This window comes from Halalkalibaculum sp. DA384 (assembly GCF_043951955.1).
Classification (GTDB): Bacteria; Bacteroidota; Rhodothermia; order Balneolales; family Balneolaceae; genus JAMQKA01.
The window spans coordinates 1-19,369 of the sequence record NZ_JBINJE010000017.1 but is presented as its reverse complement, the minus strand read 5'-3'; the positions used below and the strand labels follow the sequence as shown (position 1 = coordinate 19,369).

General features: G+C 48.4%; 17 protein-coding genes. 8 read left to right on the top strand and 9 right to left on the bottom strand.

Going from position 1 to position 19,369, the window contains the following annotated elements:
- The first annotated feature begins 229 nt into the window (after positions 1-229).
- Positions 230-1,018 carry an SDR family NAD(P)-dependent oxidoreductase gene (locus tag ACG2E4_RS10960; protein WP_395262128.1) on the top strand — a complete coding sequence of 263 codons (789 nt, stop codon included), beginning with the start codon at positions 230-232 and terminating at the stop codon, positions 1,016-1,018.
- Positions 1,019-1,476: 458 nt separating this feature from the next.
- Here ACG2E4_RS10960 and ACG2E4_RS10955 read toward each other — a convergent pair whose 3' ends face one another.
- Positions 1,477-2,427 carry an NADP-dependent oxidoreductase gene (locus ACG2E4_RS10955; RefSeq protein WP_395262129.1) on the bottom strand — a complete coding sequence of 317 codons (951 nt, stop codon included), beginning with the start codon at positions 2,425-2,427 and terminating at the stop codon, positions 1,477-1,479.
- Positions 2,428-2,789: 362 nt separating this feature from the next.
- Between ACG2E4_RS10955 and ACG2E4_RS10950 the strand changes: the two genes are divergently transcribed.
- Positions 2,790-4,283 (top strand): formate/nitrite transporter family protein, encoded by a 1,494-nt coding sequence (locus ACG2E4_RS10950; protein WP_395276570.1) that lies wholly within the window; start codon positions 2,790-2,792, stop codon positions 4,281-4,283.
- Between the two features lie 907 nt (positions 4,284-5,190).
- Here ACG2E4_RS10950 and ACG2E4_RS10945 read toward each other — a convergent pair.
- The 4 genes from ACG2E4_RS10945 to ACG2E4_RS10930 all read right to left on the bottom strand — a co-directional run bounded on the left by ACG2E4_RS10945 (position 5,191) and on the right by ACG2E4_RS10930 (position 8,669).
- A complete protein-coding gene (locus ACG2E4_RS10945; protein WP_395276569.1) occupies positions 5,191-6,438 on the bottom strand; it encodes an MFS transporter in 1,248 nt (415 codons plus the stop codon).
- A gap of 26 nt (positions 6,439-6,464) precedes the next feature.
- Positions 6,465-7,250 carry a nucleoside phosphorylase gene (locus ACG2E4_RS10940; RefSeq protein WP_395276568.1) on the bottom strand — a complete coding sequence of 262 codons (786 nt, stop codon included), beginning with the start codon at positions 7,248-7,250 and terminating at the stop codon, positions 6,465-6,467.
- The gene (locus ACG2E4_RS10935; protein ID WP_395276567.1) at positions 7,243-7,872 is read right to left on the bottom strand and encodes a class I SAM-dependent methyltransferase; all 630 of its coding nucleotides are present in this window, start codon (positions 7,870-7,872) and stop codon (positions 7,243-7,245) included. The genes ACG2E4_RS10940 and ACG2E4_RS10935 overlap by 8 nt, the downstream gene beginning before the upstream one ends.
- Positions 7,873-7,997: 125 nt before the next feature.
- Entirely contained in the window at positions 7,998-8,669 is a 672-nt protein-coding gene (locus ACG2E4_RS10930; RefSeq protein ID WP_395276566.1) for an ArsR/SmtB family transcription factor, read from the bottom strand.
- Positions 8,670-8,810: 141 nt separating this feature from the next.
- Here ACG2E4_RS10930 and ACG2E4_RS10925 point away from each other — a divergent pair, with 141 nt between their 5' ends.
- Both ACG2E4_RS10925 and ACG2E4_RS10920 read left to right on the top strand, forming a co-directional pair.
- Positions 8,811-9,149 (top strand): hypothetical protein, encoded by a 339-nt coding sequence (locus ACG2E4_RS10925; RefSeq protein ID WP_395261658.1) that lies wholly within the window; start codon positions 8,811-8,813, stop codon positions 9,147-9,149.
- 503 nt (positions 9,150-9,652) lie between these two features.
- Positions 9,653-10,480, top strand: a complete 828-nt coding sequence (locus ACG2E4_RS10920; protein ID WP_395276565.1) for a sterol desaturase family protein — start codon at positions 9,653-9,655, stop codon at positions 10,478-10,480.
- A 102-nt stretch (positions 10,481-10,582) separates the two neighbouring features.
- On the opposite strand, the gene ACG2E4_RS10915 is transcribed toward ACG2E4_RS10920, so the two are convergent.
- Entirely contained in the window at positions 10,583-11,485 is a 903-nt protein-coding gene (locus ACG2E4_RS10915; RefSeq protein ID WP_395261660.1) for a LysR family transcriptional regulator, read from the bottom strand.
- A gap of 184 nt (positions 11,486-11,669) precedes the next feature.
- Here ACG2E4_RS10915 and ACG2E4_RS10910 point away from each other — a divergent pair, with 184 nt between their 5' ends.
- From ACG2E4_RS10910 to ACG2E4_RS10900, 3 genes are all read left to right on the top strand, one after another.
- Complete coding sequence (locus tag ACG2E4_RS10910; RefSeq protein WP_395276564.1) at positions 11,670-11,972, top strand: hypothetical protein; 303 nt, start codon at positions 11,670-11,672, stop codon at positions 11,970-11,972.
- A gap of 264 nt (positions 11,973-12,236) precedes the next feature.
- Positions 12,237-13,679: a proton-conducting transporter membrane subunit gene (locus tag ACG2E4_RS10905; RefSeq protein ID WP_395276563.1), complete on the top strand. Its 1,443-nt coding sequence runs from the start codon at positions 12,237-12,239 to the stop codon at positions 13,677-13,679.
- Positions 13,680-16,061 (top strand): DUF2309 domain-containing protein, encoded by a 2,382-nt coding sequence (locus ACG2E4_RS10900; protein WP_395276562.1) that lies wholly within the window; start codon positions 13,680-13,682, stop codon positions 16,059-16,061.
- 431 nt (positions 16,062-16,492) lie between these two features.
- Here the strand turns inward: ACG2E4_RS10900 and ACG2E4_RS10895 are convergent, their stop codons facing one another.
- Positions 16,493-17,569, bottom strand: a complete 1,077-nt coding sequence (locus ACG2E4_RS10895; RefSeq protein WP_395276561.1) for a calcium/sodium antiporter — start codon at positions 17,567-17,569, stop codon at positions 16,493-16,495.
- 212 nt (positions 17,570-17,781) lie between these two features.
- Here ACG2E4_RS10895 and ACG2E4_RS10890 point away from each other — a divergent pair, with 212 nt between their 5' ends.
- A complete protein-coding gene (locus ACG2E4_RS10890) occupies positions 17,782-18,834 on the top strand; it encodes a CNNM domain-containing protein (RefSeq protein WP_395276560.1) in 1,053 nt (350 codons plus the stop codon).
- Positions 18,835-18,864: 30 nt separating this feature from the next.
- On the opposite strand, the gene ACG2E4_RS10885 is transcribed toward ACG2E4_RS10890, so the two are convergent.
- Positions 18,865-19,041, bottom strand: a complete 177-nt coding sequence (locus tag ACG2E4_RS10885) for a hypothetical protein (RefSeq protein ID WP_395276559.1) — start codon at positions 19,039-19,041, stop codon at positions 18,865-18,867.
- Between the two features lie 113 nt (positions 19,042-19,154).
- Positions 19,155-19,292 (bottom strand): hypothetical protein, encoded by a 138-nt coding sequence (locus tag ACG2E4_RS10880; protein WP_395276558.1) that lies wholly within the window; start codon positions 19,290-19,292, stop codon positions 19,155-19,157.
- Between the last annotated feature and the right edge of the window lie 77 nt (positions 19,293-19,369).

The following is a 19,369-nucleotide window of genomic DNA, read 5'->3' as shown; positions in this document are numbered from 1 at the left end:
CAGGAGATAAATACAGAAAAAGAAATAATCAGAATGCCACTGTCATTCCAAACGTTTCGGTGCCCATCACCTGCAGGGCCGTAAGTGAGACGGCCAGGTACAGTATTTTGGCTTTAATGTATCAAAAAGACTACTTACAAAATTAATACCTTTAACAAGTGGTTTATCTTGGTATGAAATTGATCTGAAAAAAGACAGTATTCTTTAAATAAACTATCAGAGGCAGATTATGAGATTATCAAATAAGAATGTTCTGATTACGGGAGGAAGTGCCGGTATCGGGAAAGCGTTAATTGAAGAACTTTCGGTAAAGGATATTACTGATATAGCCGTCATGGGGAGAACCGTTGAAAAGTTGGATGATCTGGAAGACCAATTTCCCTCGGCTCGATTCTTGAAAATTCAGGGAGATGTATCTGTACTAAGCGATGTAAAAGAGGCATCGAAAACGATAAAACAAGAATGGGGCTCCCTTGATATCTTGATCAATAACGCCGGGGTAGTCAGTGCCGGACTTTTAGAGGAGATCAGTGATGAGGATATTTTGGGGCAGATTAATGTTAATCTCACGGGACTTATTTATATGACCAAGCATTTCCTGCCGCTGCTCAAGAAGAGCGACGAAGCGGCTATAATGAATATTTCCTCTGGACTCGGATATATTGCCATGCCATTTTACAGTGTCTACGCAGCCACAAAAGCGGGCGTTAAACATTTTTCTGAAGCGATGCGCAGAGAACTGGTTGATTATCCGATTCACGTGATGACGGTCTATCCTACCTCTACTGATACCCCAATGATGGAATCGGCAAATACAGGCGATATGGATAGCCCCCAAAAAGTGGCACGGGCCTCTATCGAGGGATTACTTAACGGTGAGATAGAAGTTGTACTTGGTGGCCAACAACGGATAGATGACATCAAAACAAACCTAAATGACCCTCAAAAAATGGATGAAAAAGTGGATGGCATGTATGAGGCGTTGCGTAAACGGGCAGAACGACATCGGTCGATGTAATCATTGTTGCATTAGATTATAATATTTCAGCTCCATATACCATCATTTCTAACAACTGGTAGTATAACTGTGAAAATTATCCTATCTATGGGATTTTGATATCCAACTGGATATAATAGAACCTAACAGGCAAGGAGTAAGCTATGAATGCTGCAGAAAAGAAAAGGGAATACGCTGCCAAGATCGACTTCCCAAAACACCTGATCATATGAGGAGCCCGTACAGAGTACCACTATATTACTGAGTTTGGAGACGAATTTGTTACCCTTAGTCCACGGGAGTTGATCCACTCTGATGAAATTTTAGGTGTACCTTGGAGATGATTGATAAGGCTATGAAGAACCTTGCAGAAGGTAAGGTGTCAGAATCGGTGGATATGGAAGAACTCGAAAAACTGCTTGAGGGGTAACCGGGTCATATATTCGAAATTATAATGGGTGTCGCCGATCTTAATTTTTTTAAGGAATAATAGCAGTTTTTCCTCGTGTATGCAGCGACTCAATCTCTTGCAGAGCCATCGGTACCTCATCTAAATCAAAGGTTTTAGAAACCGGCACCGTAATATATCCCTCATCAGCCAGCTGCTGTATATGTGTTAACTGCCTGGCATTGGGCTCAACAAATACGTACCGAAATTTAGTATCGTCTGGGATTTTCGGATTTCTGTGGGTAATGGAAATAAGTTGTCCGCCGCTTTTTAGCGTGCCAATACTTTGATCGAGCGATTTTCCACGGGAACAGTGGAAGATAAAATCCACCCCATCCGGTGTTACTGTCTTTACAGCTTCCCCCACATTACCGGCACTATAATCGATGGTTTCATCGGCACCAAGCTCTTTCATGTAGTCTTGGTTACGACCGCTGGCCACGCCTATGACTGTAGCACCAACGGTTTTTGCCAGCTGAATAGCTATGGTTCCTACCCCACCAGAGCCACCCAGTATCAATAATGTTTGACCTTTTTCCAGATTTCCAAACTGGAACAGTGCCTGGTAGGCAGTTAATCCGACCAATGGGACAGCGCCAGATTCTTCCATTGTAATTTGTTGCGGGCGCTGGGCAACATAGCTTTCAGGAATAGATACGTACTCTGCAAAAGTTCCGTACTGCACGGTAGGGCGACGGGCGTACGCATACACTTCATCTCCCTGTTCAAATCGCCGTGCAGCAAATCCACGCTCTTCAACTATACCCGCCATGTCCCAGCCCGGAACAGCGGGAAACTCTGCGGGGATTACTTCATTAAGCATGCCCCGGGCTACGGCTGCATCTACGGGATTTACACCTGCCGCTTTTACGCGGACGAGGACTTCGCCTTCCCCGGGTTCAGGGCGCTCGAGGGTTCCCGTTTGAATATGATCCAGCTCTCCAAATTCTTCAAAATATGATGCCTTCATCTGTGTACTCATAAATGGTATTAATTGCTTGTATTAATGTCATTAACCGTGGAATGGGTAAACGTTTACAGTAAGAGATCCGTTTCGGTATCGGATATTTGACAGTTGTAATGACATAGAGTTATGTGTTGATACATCAATAGTATTTCTTGGGATATTACATTGATGATCCATGGTAAAGCAGGCTCAAACAAATGTAAGACTGCCAACGGTAATTGCACGTGCATCAGATTAGCGATACCTTTATGACCAGATAGATTATTCAATAAATCCTTCCTCGATATCAAATGTTAGCATTATTCTTCCAATCGATGTGTAAGTAAGAATTAGTAAATAGAATTTCGTTATTTCGATTAATTTAATAGAAGAACTCCATGAAGACAGACAGTATCAGAGAACAAATTGACCAGTCCCAAAGCGGTGCACCCGCGGGCGGACAGGCCGTTCGTGATATATTTTCGACGGATGAAATTTTTCATCGCATTGTAGCCACAGCCGATGAGGATTTTAGCCGCACTGCGCGTCTCCTTTTTCTAAGCGGAGTGGCTGCGGGGCTGTCTATCGGCCTTACATTTGTGGCCCGGGCTGCGATGACGGCCGCCGTAGGTCCGGAGTCTTCGTTGTTCCTCGGTAACATGTTATATCCCCTTGGATTTATACTGATTGTAGCCGGCAAATATCAGCTGTTTACCGAAAATACGCTTACCCCTGTCACGCACGTGCTCACACGGATTGCCAGCGTGCCCGCGCTGCTGCGCGTTTGGGGCATAGTGCTATTTGCAAATGTTATTGGGGCAGGAGCGTTGGCGTATGCATTGGCCAACACCGGCATCTTTGCGGCCGAAGCGGCCGAAGTGGCCCGGGGCTTTGGAGAACATGCCCTGAGCGTATCCTGGAATGATCTGTTTTGGAAAGGCGTATTGGCAGGATGGATTGTAGCCTCGATGGTATGGCTGACCCACGCCGTACGGGATGCCATGGCTCGCATCGCTATTGTTTTTATACTGATGTATCTTATTCCTATAGCTGATCTGTTCCACTGTATTATAGGTGCTTGCGAGGTGCTTTATTTAATTTTTCAGGGATTAGCAGGATGGGGTGAGTTTGGATATTTCTTTTCGGCCGTTACGTTAGGCAATACGGTGGGCGGAGTGATACTGGTGGCTATTCTCAATTATTCCCAAACCCGTCAGAGTCGTTTTCCCGATCGGGACTGTGGTCAGCTGGAGCTTACATGGAAAGAATGGTTGTTTGGTCGTAATACTACGTTGCCGGATTTTGTTCGTCGCCCGCATTCTAATCAGGATCAAGAAGAAGAAACGGAGGATACGTTGCAGCCTCCTGTCATTGATGAAGATCACCAGCGTGGAAACCGCGATGCGGAAATTACCCTCTTGCAGTATGGGGACTATGAGTGTGAAACAAGTCGCCGAATATATAAGATGGTAGACGAGATTATGCAGGATGAGAATGGGTACATCCGATATATTTATCGGCATCTTCCGCTTAGCCGACGCCATCCGCATGCCGAAAACGCAGGTATGGCGGCAGAGGCCGCCGCCGACCAGGGCAAGTTTTGGGAAATGCATGACGAACTGTTTGACCATCAAAATCATCTGGAAGATGAAAACCTGCTGAAATGTGCTCGTCATGTAAATTTGAATACCGATCGATTTCAGAAAGAAATGTTTGCCGAAGAAAATAGGAAACGCGTGCTTGAAGACCGGCGCTCCGGAGTACGTAGTGGCGTGAGCGACACCAATAATTTGTTTATCAATGGGCAGCGATTCGAGAAAGCGATGAAAAAGGACAACATTCGGCGAGAAATTGAACGCATTAAAATGACGTTAATATCCGATAATAAATAATGATGGATCACGCCAAAACGAAGAGCTGAAGTTGTAAGGGGGCGGTCAAAGGGAGAATTCCCAGAAGTACCGGCAAGAGCCGGTTGGCAAGGTTTCGGTGGACTCCCCTCCACATTGGGACAGGTGGCCGTTGACTAAAGCCCTAATTGATGGTTGTTGTCACTCATTGTCGCAGCACCCATCCGGTTTTATTTCCCCTTCAATCGCTTTTAATATTGGATAATCACTCACTTACCAAAAACAGTTAGTGAGCATCCCCGGGAAAACCCCGGATACTTTTTAATCTCCGGTTTTTTCATGGTTTACTACAGTAACATGTCGGATTTTGAGTTCCCGAGCAGTTGCTGGTTGCTCCTTTGGTTATGGGGACTTCGCAGCCGCAACTATCATCGGGGCTCCGGTAAACTTCTTTTTTTTGAGTTTTAAGTGGCGTAACAATTCCTCTTGTTTATTACAGAATACAATTCGTCTGTAATATAGGCCCTGTACCATGTTCGAGAGTCAAATAAATTTTGAGAGATTGAAAGCTAACTACTTGGTAGCCTTCGACAATATCGCAAACGAAGCTCCCATCTCCGGTACAATTACACACAAAAGCCGTTGTAGGATAAGCATATTTCAGCCTATCAGGATTTTCCTGATAGGCTGAAATATCACATAAAAAAGGTGCCAAGATTCCCTAATATAGGTACATGAAGTATGTCTCTTGCGGAAAAATATTTACGCTAATTGTTTATGATAAATAACATACTGACTTAAAATCAAGTAGGTACAAAATCGGTTTACTTTTAAGAGTAAAAAATGCATTAGGGCGTTTGACGTCTTTTAAGATTTACGGAAGTTAATCCCCCATTAAAAATATTGACCATAGCGTTGGTCAAATATTAAGACCTAACTTTGTTCAAAACTACAATTTCGATTCTTGTGTGTAACGTTTCTCTCTCATTCGTAACTGGATCACCCAGGCCGAGGCAAATGTGAGCGCTCCGATAGCAAACACCGCCGTATAAATCCCGAACCAGTCGGCAAGAACACCTGTAAGCAGGGCACCGATGGCATAACCCAAATCCCGCCACAGCCGAAATATGCCAATGCTTTGCGCCCGCTGCCCCGGATGGGTGTTATCGGCCACGGCGGCCAGGAAGGTCGGATACACGATGGCGGTACCGAGCCCGAGCGTAAAGGAGAGCAGGATAAACTGAAGGTAGCTGACGGCCCACCCCATCAGCACGAGGGTCACCCCTTGCAGCAGCATACCCCAGAACAGCATCTTCTTTTTTGACAGGTGATCGGCCATTTTACCCGTAGCAAGTTGTCCGACACCCCATATGGCCGGGTAAATGCCGGTAATCACGCCAATACGCCCCAGCGAAAAATCCAGATCAGCCAGCAGAATCGGCAGCAGACCCCATACCAGCCCGTCATTCAAGTTGTTGACAAGCCCGGCCTGGGTGACCGACCCCAGGTTGGGGTGCTTCCACGAGGTTTCGGCAAACAGGCGTTTGAGCCTGGGAACAGTCGAGGTTTCGGATTCGGCCCGGACGTGGTGGATGGTGTCTTTGATCAGCAGCCAGCTCCCCAGCAGTCCCAGTCCGGCCAGACCGATACCGATATAAAACGGGTAGGGACGCAGGCCGTATTCGGAGGCAACCCAGCCAGTGGCGAAGGCTACGAGGGCTACCGAGGCGTAACCGGCCGACTCGTTCAAACCCATTGCCAGGCCGCGATTACGCTCGCCTACCAGGTCGATTTTCATGACCACGGTACTCGACCAGGCCAGCCCCTGGTTAATGCCCAGCAGGACGTTGGCGGCAATAATCCAGCTCCAGCTCCCCGCATACATCAGCATAAAGGGGACCGGCAGGGCAAACAGCCAGCCGGTAATCAGCAGCTTTCGGCGGCCGATACGGTCGGCCAGCGCCCCGGCATAAAAATTGGACACGGCTTTGACGATACCGAATACAACGATGAAGGAGAGTATGGCTGTCTTGGCCGCCATACCAAAATCCACTTCGGCAATTTCGGGCAGGATGGTCCGCTCCAGGCCGACCATGCCGCCGACAAACCCGTTGATGATGACGAGCAGCGTGAACTGTTTCCAGTTTTCTTTCAGGCCGAGGCTCACCTTGCTGCTATGTTTACTGCCTGTCTTCATATGTGTCGTTTGCTTTTGGAAACGTATTACCTGTTAATATTCTCGATGACTTTTTCTATGAGCTTCAATGAGGCAATGCTCCCGTTTTCGAGACCCTTTTCAAAGTCTCCGGTCTCCCGGGCCATAGTGTTGGTCAGATGGGCAAAGCAAACTACCTGTTGCTGCCGATATTCAGCAAAGGCATAAAGCGCAGCCGCCTCCATTTCTACGGCGTTTACCTGTTGTCGCTCAGCGTATTCAATGGCAGATGCGGTTTCCCGGTAGGGCGCATCCGTTGTCCAGCTTTTCCCAATCCCCACCGACAATTCAGGGTGGGACCGGAGCGGCTTCATATTTTCCAGCAACTCACGGTTTAGCAGCGCCGGTTTCCCAGGCGGCAGGTAATGGCAGCTTGTGCCCTCATCCCGCAGGGCCTCCTCAATCAGGATAAACTGCTTGCCGTCCGGTGGCGGTGTGATCGTCCCGGCCGAGGTGATGCTAACCAGTAGCTCGCACCCGCTGGCGAACATCTGCTCGGCCACCAGCACTGCAAACGAAGCACCGACCGCCTGCCCGATAATGCCAACCGTCCGGCCACCCAGCTCGAATTCATGCATCGTCGTGTGATACCCCGCCCAGCAGCGGTTGACCGAAGCTCTGCCGCTTCTGTTAAGATACGTTACGATATCCCCGTCGGGTTCCAGCAGGCAGATATCCGGGATCTCGCATTCCGGCAACGATTTCTGTCGCCGGGCCTCCCGCAGCAGGTTTTCCGGTTTGAAGACCGATTCTTCCTCGTAATCCTGTTTGTCGAAAAGTAGGTTCTTACTCATTGTGTTTGCTTGCTTTGATTACGACAAAACTTCCTTCTCCATATCCCGGTTTGGGTTGCTCCACCTGTTCGGGTTCCGGACTAAAAAGCGTCTGCCGGAACTCGATGTCGGAAAAGCCCGCCTTCCTGAGGTGGGCTGCTGTCTGGTCGGGGGTGTGAAAGGTGGCCCGGCTGTAGATAATCCCGGATTCCTTTGTATTTCGATAATGCCGGGCAATGGCCCCGTTTTTGTCCAGCATGCCGATCACCAGACGCCCGCCGGGCTTCAGGACGCGATGGGCCTCCCGGCAGGCGGCCTCCAGATTATCCAGGAAACAATCGATGGTGACCATCATGGCAAAGTCGAACGACTCATCGGCAAAGGGGAGCTCCTCGGCTCGGGCTATCTGCACCTGGATGCCTTTCTTTCGGGCCAGATCCGCCATGTTGGGAGCCGGCTCGATTCCAGTAGTGATCCCCAGCTCGTCGGCAAACCGCCCGGTGCCGGTGCCGATATCCAGCCCCTTGCCCTCCCGGGGGATGAAGGTTTTCAGGGCTTCCAGCTCCGACCGGTAGAGCACGGAGTGCTCCTCAAACCAGGCGTCATATTCTTCAGCAATGTCGTTAAAGGGATTCTTAGTCATGTTCCTATTATTTAGCGTTTCATCTTGTCCTGGGCGCTAATGGGTTGTGCTGATAATGCAATCAATGCGAATACAAGTGTGACAGTGAGTGATCTCATGATCGCTAAAGTTTACAATTCGCCTTTCTATTTATTATTCAAATATTCAATCGGAAGCTCTTCAAGCATCCATTCAGGATAACCTTCATCAAGCCGCTTGGCATTAAATCCTTTCTCCCGGAGCAGCTCGACCGCATCATCGGCAAACACGCAGAACGGTCCCCGGCAATAGGCCACGATTTCCTGGTCATCCGGCAGCTCATCCAACTTTTCCGAGAGCTCCTCAACCGGGATATTCACCGCCCCGGCAATGTGTCCCTCCTCAAATTCATGCTTCGGGCGCACGTCGATAACCGTAATGTCCCCGCCCCTCATCTTTTCGGCCAACTCCTCGCTCGACAGCGTTTCCAGGGATTGGCGTGACTCCCGGAACTGGCGCAGCACGCGCTCAATTTCGGCTACCCGTTCTATGCCCAGATCCCGGAGCGCCTTCCACGCCTTATATACGCTTTCCCCGGCCAGCCCGTAGTACACGTGATTGCCCTCGCGCTGTGTGCTGACCAGCTGCGCCTGTTTGAGCACCTGCAGGTGCTGGGAGGCATTCGCCCCGGAGATGGCGGTTTCTTCGGCAATCTCTGCTACCGAAAACCGCCCCTGGGCCAGCAGTTCCAGGATTTCCAGCCGGTGGGAGTTCGACATCGCCTTTACAATGTTGGCCAGTTGCTGATAGACTTTGTTTTTGAAGGTCCGTTTTTCCATGTCGCTCTGTTGGTTTTCCTGAATGATGCACCGTCAATATAGTAAGCAATAGACAACTATTCAATAAATCAATTGAATAGTTGTCTAAAATATGTTATCATGCAAATGAGTTGAAATTTCGATCACTAACACGCTATCGATATGAGCAGCCGGCCACCTATCGCTTGTGACTTTTCAGCAATTGATGATAATGAGATTGAAGAACACCGCGAGAACGGCCGGGCGGTCTTCGAGGCGATCAGCGAGATTCGGGAGACCCCGAACGGATATTCGTTTAAGCTTCCAGCCGATACCGATATTATTTCACGGGCTGGTGCTTTCATAGCCCGGGAACGACTGTGCTGCCCGTTCTTCGAATTTACGTTAACAATTCCACCGGATCATAATCCGGTGTGGCTGAAACTCACCGGACGGCAGGGCGTGAAGCCCTATATAAAGGAAACGCTACTGCCCAAGCTGGATGCCTCGGTTGCAGGTTAATCTGAACAGGGCTTCTTTTAACAAGATAATTTTATGCGTGACGATGCTTTAGCGGATAAATTGGGTGAACGAAATACAAGGTTTTATGGGTTTTTGCCAATTATGTGCATATGGTGCGGCGGGCAGGAACCATCGCTACCCTGAAAGACGGTAACAACCGGTAATCCTTGCATCTGGTGTTCATTTTTTGAATGAGCAAAAAATGAACCGGCAACACTCACCATAAAATCCCAGATGTTGTTCTTGAGGGAGCTTCATTCAGGCTTCTGCTTATCAACGTTGGCAGACGTTGCTGGCACCAGTAGCAGGGATTTTCTGGACTTGGGGCTGCCGGTGAGACTGGGTTTTATCCCTCCGGCCTATGGATTTATGAGCCGCCCGGGCAAACGCAGCGAAGGCGCGGGTTAGTTATTTGTTATTGGTTATTTGGTTAAACCAATAACTAATTCCTAACAACTGATAACGAATAACGAATTACTGGTAACCAATAACCAACCAACGCTATGCAATCATTACTCGCAGCGCTGCAACAATCACAAGTGATCGCCATGCTGGCAGGACTGCTCCTGCTGTTTTTATGGGAGAGCCTGCACCCGTTTTACGAGCATTTTCGTGGATCTTTTAAAGACCGGGGCAAACACGCGGTGCGCAACCTGGTTATGGGGGCACTCAATTCGGCTCTGATAGCCGTCGTTTTTGTGGGACTCTGGTTTGCCGCCTCGGTCTGGGCCGACGACTACCGGTTCGGGATGATGCACTGGCTGCAGGATGGGCTCGGCCTGCCGGGATGGATTCATGCCGCGGGTGCGGTGCTCCTCTTTGACGCATGGAGTTACGCATGGCACCGCATGAACCACGAGATACCGTTCTTCTGGCGCTTCCACCGGGTCCACCACTCCGATCCCAACATGGACGTGACCACCGCCAACCGCTTTCACATCGGGGAGATCTTCTTCTCCTCGCTGTTTCGCATTCCCCTGATCGCCCTGTTCGGCATCTACCTGTGGGAGCTGGTACTGTACGAGACGCTGATGTTTGCCGTGGTGCAGTTCCACCACTCCAATATTAATATTCCGGCACAGGTGGATCGCTCCCTGCGGGCCGTCATCGTTTCTCCCAACATGCACCGCGTACACCACTCCCGCTGGCAGCCGGAGACCGATTCCAACTACAGCTCCCTGTTTTCGTTCTGGGACCGGCTGGCCCGCACCTTCCGGCTGAATCCCAATCCAAAAAACATTCGACTAGGGCTGGATGAGTTTGACCGGGAGGAGGACCAGACCGTGGGAGGCATGTTGAAGACGCCTGGGGATAAAAAGAAAAGGGAGTAGCTGCGCAAGACCTGTCACGTTTTGGGAACCTGCCAGGCCAGCCTAAACGGGAAAAGAGAGTTTACCTGAATTCCCTTGCAGAAGTTATTCAGTTGTATCGATTCATGGAGTATATTGCTGAATGTCCTTTTCCTGCAGGAAAGAGAGAAAGTTTTGGGTTACAGGGGTTAGCTTTTTCTTCTTGTTGTATAACACATGCCATCGTGTCAAAATTGGGAAATCGTCGATACTTAATATGCTAATCTGGTTCAGGGAGAGTTCATTCCCCATACTGAGCCTGGATATCACGGAGATTCCTATCCCTGCCATTATCGCTTGCTTCACCGCCTCGTTGGTACCCAGCTCCATCGCGGGCTTCACATTGATGCCTTTGTCTCTAAGATACTGTTCCATTACCATGCGTGTACCCGAACCGAGTTCCCGGTAGATGAATGTCTGCTTGGCCAGCTCCTCGAGGGCGATGTGTTCCCGATAGGCAAGAGGATGATCGGGGGGAGCGGCCATCACGAGTGGATTGTCAAAGAAGGGTTTCGCCTCAATAGATTCATCTTCAGGAAGCTGGGTGAGGACAGCCAGATCAAACTCATTTTGAGAAAGGTGATGAAGTACCTCATTACGGTTGGTCACCTTCAGCTTGATCTCCACCAGCGGATAACGGCGTTGAAATTCCCCCAGTAAATAGGGAACAAAATACTTGGCTGTGGAAGCTGCGGATATGGAAAGTGTGCCCTTCAGCCCACCCTGAAACTGCGATACAGCCGAATCAAATGATTCCAGTTCCTGGGTAATACTCTTGTAAACTTCGTAAAGCCGTTCTCCCGCATTGGTCAGATAAAGCCTGCGTCCCACTATTTCAATAAGCGGTATGCCCACAGATTCCTGCAGTTGTTTAATCTGTATAGATACGGCTGGTTGCGACATGTGTAACTGCCGGGCTGCTTCCGTCATACTTTTATGACGAGCAACCATCCCAAATATTTGCAGCTGATGCAGAGTGAAATTCATTGCATAAATTATAGTTAATGCTAATTATCAATATTATTAATTTTAATTAATATAAAAAAGAATTTATTGTTGGGTGGTTTGAAAAGCATCATTCCCTTTTAGTGAAGAGATTCGGAATGTAGTTGCCGGATAAAGGGAAGAAAGCAAAATAGTAATCCCAAAAAATCACCCAAACATATCAGACATGAAAACGGAAGTTAATAACCTGACAGGCTATGAACTTGTAAACGGAATGTTCACTGCCGAGGAAGCCCGCGAGGTATTGATGAGTTTAATCAGCAGCAAACTCAGATTTCACAGCAAAAAAAACCTGCATTCATACGAGAGGTCCGGCGTGGCAGATCCCAAATCAGAAGAACGCATTAACGAGCTGCAGCAGCTTCGCAAACAGATACTGGCCGAGCTTGAAAAAGCAAACGAAGAGGGATTGATGGCAGAGCTGCAGGCAAATGTACAACTCAAGTTCCGGGAACCGGTGAGTAAATGAAGTTTCATTCTTCCAGATCCGGTATTTAAACGGGAAATTTTTTGCACTCAGAGCTTGTCATTGACTTGGATATTAGCAGGAAAAATGTGGCAGTATCCTGTTTTCCCGTACCGCGGATGTTCGAAAGACAGAAAGCAAAGAGTACATAAATAAATATTTATATAAACCATATAATATATTAATTATGCTTAATCATAAGTCTTTAATAGCTTCTGCGGTGGAAAAATTCAAAGGCACTTACTTTTTATTAATCATCAATCTCATATGAAATCCACCGCACCCGAAAGCTTAACAGAAAAAAATAGATCTTTTTCCGACGCCATTATAAAAGTAATATGGACCCTGTTCCTGGTCTTCCTGGTTATTACCGCTATTACACTGTTTCGCCCTGTTGAGTGGCGTATTGAGGGCATCATTGTTTTTGATCAGCTAAGCCTGCTTATGAGCACGGTTTTGACCCTGTTTTGCGGTATCGTACTAAGCTATTCGAGCCGCTATCTTGCGGGCCACGCCAAGCTTTCCCGGTTCTTCATAAACTGCGTGCTGTTTACGATGGCCGGTTTCCTTATGGTGACTGCGGATCATATTCTGCTGTTTACGGCTGGCTGGCTGGGTATGGGGTTGTGCATGGCCGAACTAATTGGCGGATACACTCATGTTCTGGAAGGAGCAGCTTCCCGTAAAAACGCCCGCAAGTACTTTTTACTGAGTACATCCCTGCTGGCCGGGGGGTTCGGTTTGCTTGCAGTACAGGCTAACACGTGGAGTATATCTGCCATAATCAATGCAATCGGAGACGAATCGACCAGTCATTTGACGGTATATATCGCTGTACTGCTGTTAATTGTGGCAGCGTTTATACAGTCGGCCTTGTTCCCCTTTCAGCGATGGTTAATGTCGTCGATGACGGCGCCCACCCCGGCTTCGGCCCTTATGCACGCCGGATTTGTAAACGCCGGGGCCATTTTGCTTACGCGTACCGCTCCCCTGCTGTTCATCACAGATCTGCTCTGGGTGCTGGTACTGGCCGGGGGTATCGGTGCTTTGGTGGGTAAATTCAGCAAGTTTGTACAGGCCAATATCAAGCAGAAACTGGCCTGTTCCACCACTGCACAGATGGGATTCATGTTGCTGCAGTGTGGTCTCGGTTTTTTTTCGGCGGCCATTACCCATCTCATTTTGCACGGATTTTACAAAGCATACCTTTTTCTCTCGTCGGGGAGCAGCGTAAGCCAGGAAACACCCTATGCCACAGAAGAACAGCATTGGAGTGGCTGGCAGCTCCCGGTAACCATTGTGAGCGGGCTCGCAGGCGGCGTGCTATTTGCCTATACAACAGGTAAGGGATTACAGCTTAACAGCGGCTTATTTCTGACGCTCGTCATCGTACTCACGGTGATCCACGGTACGCAGGACCTGCTGAAGCAAACCGGCCTGTCTGCAGGTGCCAAACTCTTGATGCTCCCCATTGTCATAGTACCAGCTCTTTTGGGGTACGCCTTAATCTTTAATGGTATTTCAAGCTTGTTGAGCGGAATGCCGATGGCGGAAATCCCGCTGCCCATCGCCTCGGATCAGGTAATCATTGGAATCCTTTACCTCGCTACATTTATCACCATCGAATTAAAGTTGTACAGAAAATCCAGACGACTGTACGTGCACCTGCTAAATATCTCCCAACCCAAATCCAACACCATACTTCAGTAGATGAACGAACAATCCATTACATCCCTCATACAGGAACTCTCGGAGCAACTTGTGCAAAACTGGCCCCTGTATTCCTTTGTGACCTCTAATCCCTTAAGCGGCCTTGAAGACCTGCATTTTGAGGAAGCGATATCCAATATTCGGGACCATATTTCGATTAATGGATATCCCTCCGCGTCGGTTTTTAAGCAGGCCTGGAAACGAAATCAGATTAAGTCCGAATTAATTGAAGAACATCTTCTGCAAAAGGACATCACCCTTACCGCGGGAGAATCGCTGGAAAGAATGAAGGTGCTTGAAGCCCAACATTCAAACGAGCGGATACTCGATGAGGTAGACCGTCACTTGATAAAATGGCTTGCGGTGTTTATGGATCAAGGGTCAACGGAATGGAGTATGCCCGATCGTCAACAGGGATTTTACAGGGCGTGGCGTAATATCGCATATCTCGACGTTACTCTGCCAAACAGGGGACAGATCAGCATGCTGCCTGAAACCCCTGTGACAACACTCCAGCACCTTCTCAAAGAATACAATACCGATGCCTGGAGGTGTATATTCAAACATCACCTGCTGGCGTTACCGGGGTGGACCGGTTATATAGCGTACCGTTCCGGCAACGAAAATGACTGGCAGAATGTGAGCCCGGTTTCCCTGGTCGACTACCTTGCTGTTCGCCTGTCCATTTGCTTTCTGTTTCAGAAGGATATGATGCCGGATGATGAAGTACGCGATGACCAACTGCTAAAAGAAGAGGATAACCTCAAGGCGGCCTGGCTCAAAGCGATGGAACACACCTACCAGGAGCAGCTGTTTGAAAAGGTCAGCTCACAGCATCTCAATGGGCAGTCCCAGCACAACCAATCGCCTGATGCCCAGCTTGTATTTTGCATCGATACCCGCTCCGAACGCATCCGACGTGCGGTGGAACAGGCGGGGCCTTACCAAACCTTCGGGTATGCCGGCTTTTTTGGGATCCCGATGGATTACAAACACCCCGAAAAAAATATCACGAATAAATCTTGTCCGCCGATTTTGGAATCGGCATTTGTGGCTACTGAAACGACGACCACGGAGTCAAAAGAGAAACTTGAAAGATTCAACTTTTATAATAATCTCAAAAAGACACTACAAAGATTTCGATTTACCCTTAAAAATAATGTACCGGCCTCATTTGGATATGTCGAATCTGCAGGATTGTTCTACGGCACGGCCCTGCTGTTTAAGACACTTGCACCGGACCTGGTACATCGATTTTTTGAACGCATTTCGGCGCATACCGGTCACCCGGAATGGTTCAGCGATGTCTCCTTGTCGTACAAATCACCGGAGAACTCCGTTGCCGAGCCGAACCTTTCAACCGCAGAAAAGGCGGAAATTGCCCAGTCTGCATTTAGTGCCATGGGGTGGCAAGAATTTGCTCCGCTGGTAGTCTGGGCAGGCCACGGCAGCGATACTGCAAACAACCCATTTGGCTCCAGCCTGGACTGCGGGGCTTGTGCCGGCAACAAGGGGCGCCACAATGCACGTGTGATGGCCCAAATCTGCAATGACCCCGGCGTACGCAAACTACTGGCAGAAGAGCATGGCATACACATACCCGATGGAACGTGGTTCCTGGCGGCAGAACACAACACCACAACGAATGCTATTGAACTGTTTGATCAGCAAGTGCCTGAGCATGTTCGGGCACAAATTACCGATTTGAAAAAAAACCTGTCCACGGCTCAAGATTACGCAAATATGGAACAGTTTAATATGATTTCGGCAGATCCCCAGGATGTCAAAAGAGAAGCGGGTCGCCGAGCGGCAGACTGGGCGGAAACCAGGCCGGAATGGGGACTGGCCGGCAATGCCTCATTTATCATTGGTCCACGCGAGATGACCTCCAACCTCAATCTTGAAGCCCGCAGCTTCCTACACTCTTATAACTGGAGAAAGGATACGGATGGCGAGCAGCTGGCTGGCATTTTACAAGGCCCCATGGTCGTGACCCAGTGGATCAACAACCACTACTATTTTTCCACGGTGGATAATGACCATTTTGGTGGTGGCAGTAAAGTGACCCAAAATGTGACAGGAAAATATGGCGTGGTACAGGGAAATGGCGGAGATCTCAGGCCTGGATTACCGCAAGAGTCGTTGCAGGTGGATGACTTCCAGCTGCAACATTTTCCGCTCCGCCTAACAGTGCTTGTCCATGCACCCAAAGAATGGGTAGAATCCATTCTTCGTGAGCATCGCAACTCGCTGGGTAACCTGGTAGAGCATGAATGGATATACCTCACTGTCATCGACCCGAAAGCAGGTAATACCATTTCTTATATCGGGCAAGAAAAGCAGGAGGTGGCCGCGAAAGATGAAGTCACTGTGCCCGGATAATCTGTTCCTGGCAATCTGAATCCTTAGGATAGTGAAGAAGCCTTAAAAGAAAAGATCAGGGCGGGGAATGGCCCCGCTCCGGCCGCAGGCGCGGGAGCCGTTGAGATGCGACCTGTCGCCTCTGTACTGGATCTTGTTTTGGCTTCCTTGTCCCATTCAAGTCCGGGAAGCGGGGTGCATTTTTGTCGCCCCCATCTTGCCAGACCCGAAAATATTCCTGCTGGGATTTGGTGCTTTCACCGGTTTATGCGAGGTCCTTGGGGTTCATAATTCTTTGTTTTTCATTCTCAATTTCCGGCCTGTGATTTTTCATTTTGTTTACACAAAAAGAACACTCCTTGTCTGGAACAAGCGTTCATGACTTTTTTATAGAAGCACTGATTTTTTAATATCTTTCTCGAACCAGGTTTTATATATAATAATCGGCATTACTACCCTGTGTTATCTTTTCCGCTAAACTCCCGTATAGCTATCACGAGCAGGGTGACCGAAGATATCGGGATTACAAAACAGAGCATGGCAGTACTAAACGTCGGCAGGATCTCGTGTTGGGTCGCAGCCAGCACCAGGTACAAGGTATAGGCCACGTAGTACCCTGCTAATAAAGCTCCCTCCCACCTGTTGATTACTCCACCTGTGAAAAAGACGGGAAGACAGGCAAAAGCAACGGCAATCATGACCGGGATATCAAAACGGAAGATCCCTTCGGACACTCCGATACCGGCAGGTGCAAATATACCTGCAAGACCCAGCACGCCGACAATGTTGAATATGTTGCTTCCCACAACATTGCCAACGGCTATATCTCGTTCGCCTCGAACAGCTGCAATCAAAGAGGTTACCACTTCGGGCAGTGAGGTACCGGCGGCAACTATGGTCAGGCCGATGACCACTTCGCTGACTCCCAAATACTGGGCAAACGATATTGCGCCATTGACAAGCCAGCGCGAGCCGATTACCAAAAGGATGAGACCCCCTCCCACATAGAACACATCACGAACCCAGTTTACGTTGGCATTATCTTCGTCAGAACTTCTTTTATCAGAAGTTAAATTCGTATTGGAGGCTTTTCGACCCTGGTAAATTAAAAAAGCGATGTACAGGCAAAGTCCTGCCAGCAGCAGTCCGCCGTCTACTTGACCAATATTTCGATCCAAAGCAGCCAGCAGAATCACGACCGACAGGGCAATCATCAGGGGAACATCCAGCCGAATCAATTGCTGCGAAACACGCAAGGGCACGATCATTGCCGAAAGGCCCAGGATAAAAAGCACGTTGAAGATATTACTTCCAACCACATTCCCGAGCGCAATGTCGCCTTGTCCCGACAGCGCGGATTTTATACTGACGGCAAGTTCTGGAGAGCTGGTACCGAAAGCCACTACCGTTAAGCCAATTATCAGGGGGGAAATACCCACGACGGCAGCCATTCGGGAGGCTCCGCGCACTAACATTTCTGCACCGATGATTAGGAAAGCCAAACCGGCAAGAAAAAGAATGACAATCATTTAAGATCTATTGTTAATATCTCCAGGTGATCATCCCAAATACTTTTTTGGTCGGCCCGGGAAAAGTTTTGATGACAGTGGTACAAGATACACTCATGGAATGGAAGATGGCAAGACAACTATTTAATCCACGAAAACCAGTTACGATAATATCCATTGACCATAATTGTTAACACCACAAACGGCAATCAGGAAATTACATAACATATTGTATGGAATTATTTTTGCGGTTATCAGGCGGTGTTATCCTTCTGCTATTAAATGCATTTTATGTTGCTGCTGAATTTGCGCTAACCCGTCTGAGGCAATACGACCGTAGCGAGCTGGGTGACAACAGCGGCCTGAAGCGTGCCTGGGAAATGACCAGGACGCTGGAAATATACCTTACTTCTTGTCAAATCGGGATTACCACAACCAGTATTTTGCTGGGTGTTATTGCCGAGCCTGCGGTAACGGAATTAATTGAGCTGCTGATGCCGGCCATAACGATCGGTCCCGTTTCATCACATACAATCTCCATCATACTGTCCGTCTCTATCATAAATCTCGTTCACACCATCTGGGGTGAACAGGCTCCGACCTACCTGGGGGTGGAGCGTGCGAAAACAGTAGCTCGATATTCTGCATATCCTCTCTACTGGTGGACATACGCCATTTACCCGCTGCTGATATTCGGCGACCGCGTTACCAAGGCCACTCTCAAGCTATTTGGCATTGAAATGGAACGAACCTGGATTAAGGAGGAATCCTCTCCTGGTTCGGGTGATATCCGCTCTGAAATGATCAATCTTCTTAAAACAGGGGGTGTTTCCAGCGACCGCAGAGAGGAGGTAATAAACGCCTTAAATATTGATAATTTGACAGTAAAAGACATTATGATTCCGCGGGATGAAATTATAAGCCTGAGTACAGAAAATTCATTTCAGGAAAACCTGGATATTATGCGCGGTCATATGCACGCTCGCTATCCCCTTGTTGGCGAAACTGTTGATGACTTTAAAGGTATTTTATACACCCCGCAGATAGCGGCCAACAGTAAGGAGTTAATCGCAAACGATAAGGAACTCGACGATTTTGACTGGCCAAAGATGATTGTTTCACAGGATATGGCGGTCAGTGAATTGATAGACCATTTCCAGCAAAAGCATCATGAGCTGGCACTGGTAAAAGCAGATAATCAAATTACAGGTCTTGTAACCCTGACCGATGCTATGGAAACGATTATCGGCAGTGCCGAAGATCCACTGGACTTAATGGAGAACTGACGCTTTCAGCAGCTGTTGGAAGCGATAAAACTAGAATGAGGCACCCGCTGCAGCCTGCAGCAGGCGTGGAAGCTCGTTGAGACGCGACATGTCGCGTCTGTACTGGATCTTGTTTCGGCTATCGCGCCCCCATTCAAGGCCGGGAAGACAGGGTGTGTTTTTTGTAGCCCGCCCTGCGTCAGACCGAAATTCTTCCCTTTTTTTCACACAAAAAGAAATACTCCTTGCTTTGGAAAAAGCTTTTCTGCCTTTTTGAGAAGCCCCAAATAATCAATCTCAGGTAGGTTTTCGGACAGCCTCAAAGCCTTCTATGAATTCGATTAATTCTCATGAACTGTTTCAGCGATAGCAATTCCCGCAAATAGAATGATAAGATCTTTAATTAAATATTGCCCCTCTGGGCTTGGGACAAAAGGGATCTGTACAAAGCATACGTCAGGGTTGGCTATTTCGGTCATATAGTGCCACTCATTTCGGGCCATATAGTGCCACTTTCCAACAGCGATATTAGCGGTTAACGGTCATTGGGTCAAGC

Bases quoted from the DNA above. Each gene is read 5' to 3' on its own strand.
- ACG2E4_RS10910 (WP_395276564.1), top strand. From the start codon at position 11,670: ATGAAAACGGAAGTTAATAACCTGACAGGCTATGAACTTGTAAACGGA.
- ACG2E4_RS10890 (WP_395276560.1), top strand. From the start codon at position 17,782: ATGGAATTATTTTTGCGGTTATCAGGCGGTGTTATCCTTCTGCTATTA.
- ACG2E4_RS10930 (WP_395276566.1), bottom strand. From the start codon at position 8,669: ATGGAAAAACGGACCTTCAAAAACAAAGTCTATCAGCAACTGGCCAAC.
- ACG2E4_RS10895 (WP_395276561.1), bottom strand. From the start codon at position 17,569: ATGATTGTCATTCTTTTTCTTGCCGGTTTGGCTTTCCTAATCATCGGT.
- ACG2E4_RS10960 (WP_395262128.1), top strand. From the start codon at position 230: ATGAGATTATCAAATAAGAATGTTCTGATTACGGGAGGAAGTGCCGGT.
- ACG2E4_RS10925 (WP_395261658.1), top strand. From the start codon at position 8,811: ATGAGCAGCCGGCCACCTATCGCTTGTGACTTTTCAGCAATTGATGAT.
- ACG2E4_RS10900 (WP_395276562.1), top strand. From the start codon at position 13,680: ATGAACGAACAATCCATTACATCCCTCATACAGGAACTCTCGGAGCAA.
- ACG2E4_RS10950 (WP_395276570.1), top strand. From the start codon at position 2,790: ATGAAGACAGACAGTATCAGAGAACAAATTGACCAGTCCCAAAGCGGT.
- ACG2E4_RS10955 (WP_395262129.1), bottom strand. From the start codon at position 2,427: ATGAGTACACAGATGAAGGCATCATATTTTGAAGAATTTGGAGAGCTG.
- ACG2E4_RS10935 (WP_395276567.1), bottom strand. From the start codon at position 7,872: ATGACTAAGAATCCCTTTAACGACATTGCTGAAGAATATGACGCCTGG.
- ACG2E4_RS10940 (WP_395276568.1), bottom strand. From the start codon at position 7,250: ATGAGTAAGAACCTACTTTTCGACAAACAGGATTACGAGGAAGAATCG.
- ACG2E4_RS10945 (WP_395276569.1), bottom strand. From the start codon at position 6,438: ATGAAGACAGGCAGTAAACATAGCAGCAAGGTGAGCCTCGGCCTGAAA.
- ACG2E4_RS10915 (WP_395261660.1), bottom strand. From the start codon at position 11,485: ATGAATTTCACTCTGCATCAGCTGCAAATATTTGGGATGGTTGCTCGT.
- ACG2E4_RS10920 (WP_395276565.1), top strand. From the start codon at position 9,653: ATGCAATCATTACTCGCAGCGCTGCAACAATCACAAGTGATCGCCATG.
- ACG2E4_RS10880 (WP_395276558.1), bottom strand. From the start codon at position 19,292: ATGACCGAAATAGCCAACCCTGACGTATGCTTTGTACAGATCCCTTTT.
- ACG2E4_RS10905 (WP_395276563.1), top strand. From the start codon at position 12,237: ATGAAATCCACCGCACCCGAAAGCTTAACAGAAAAAAATAGATCTTTT.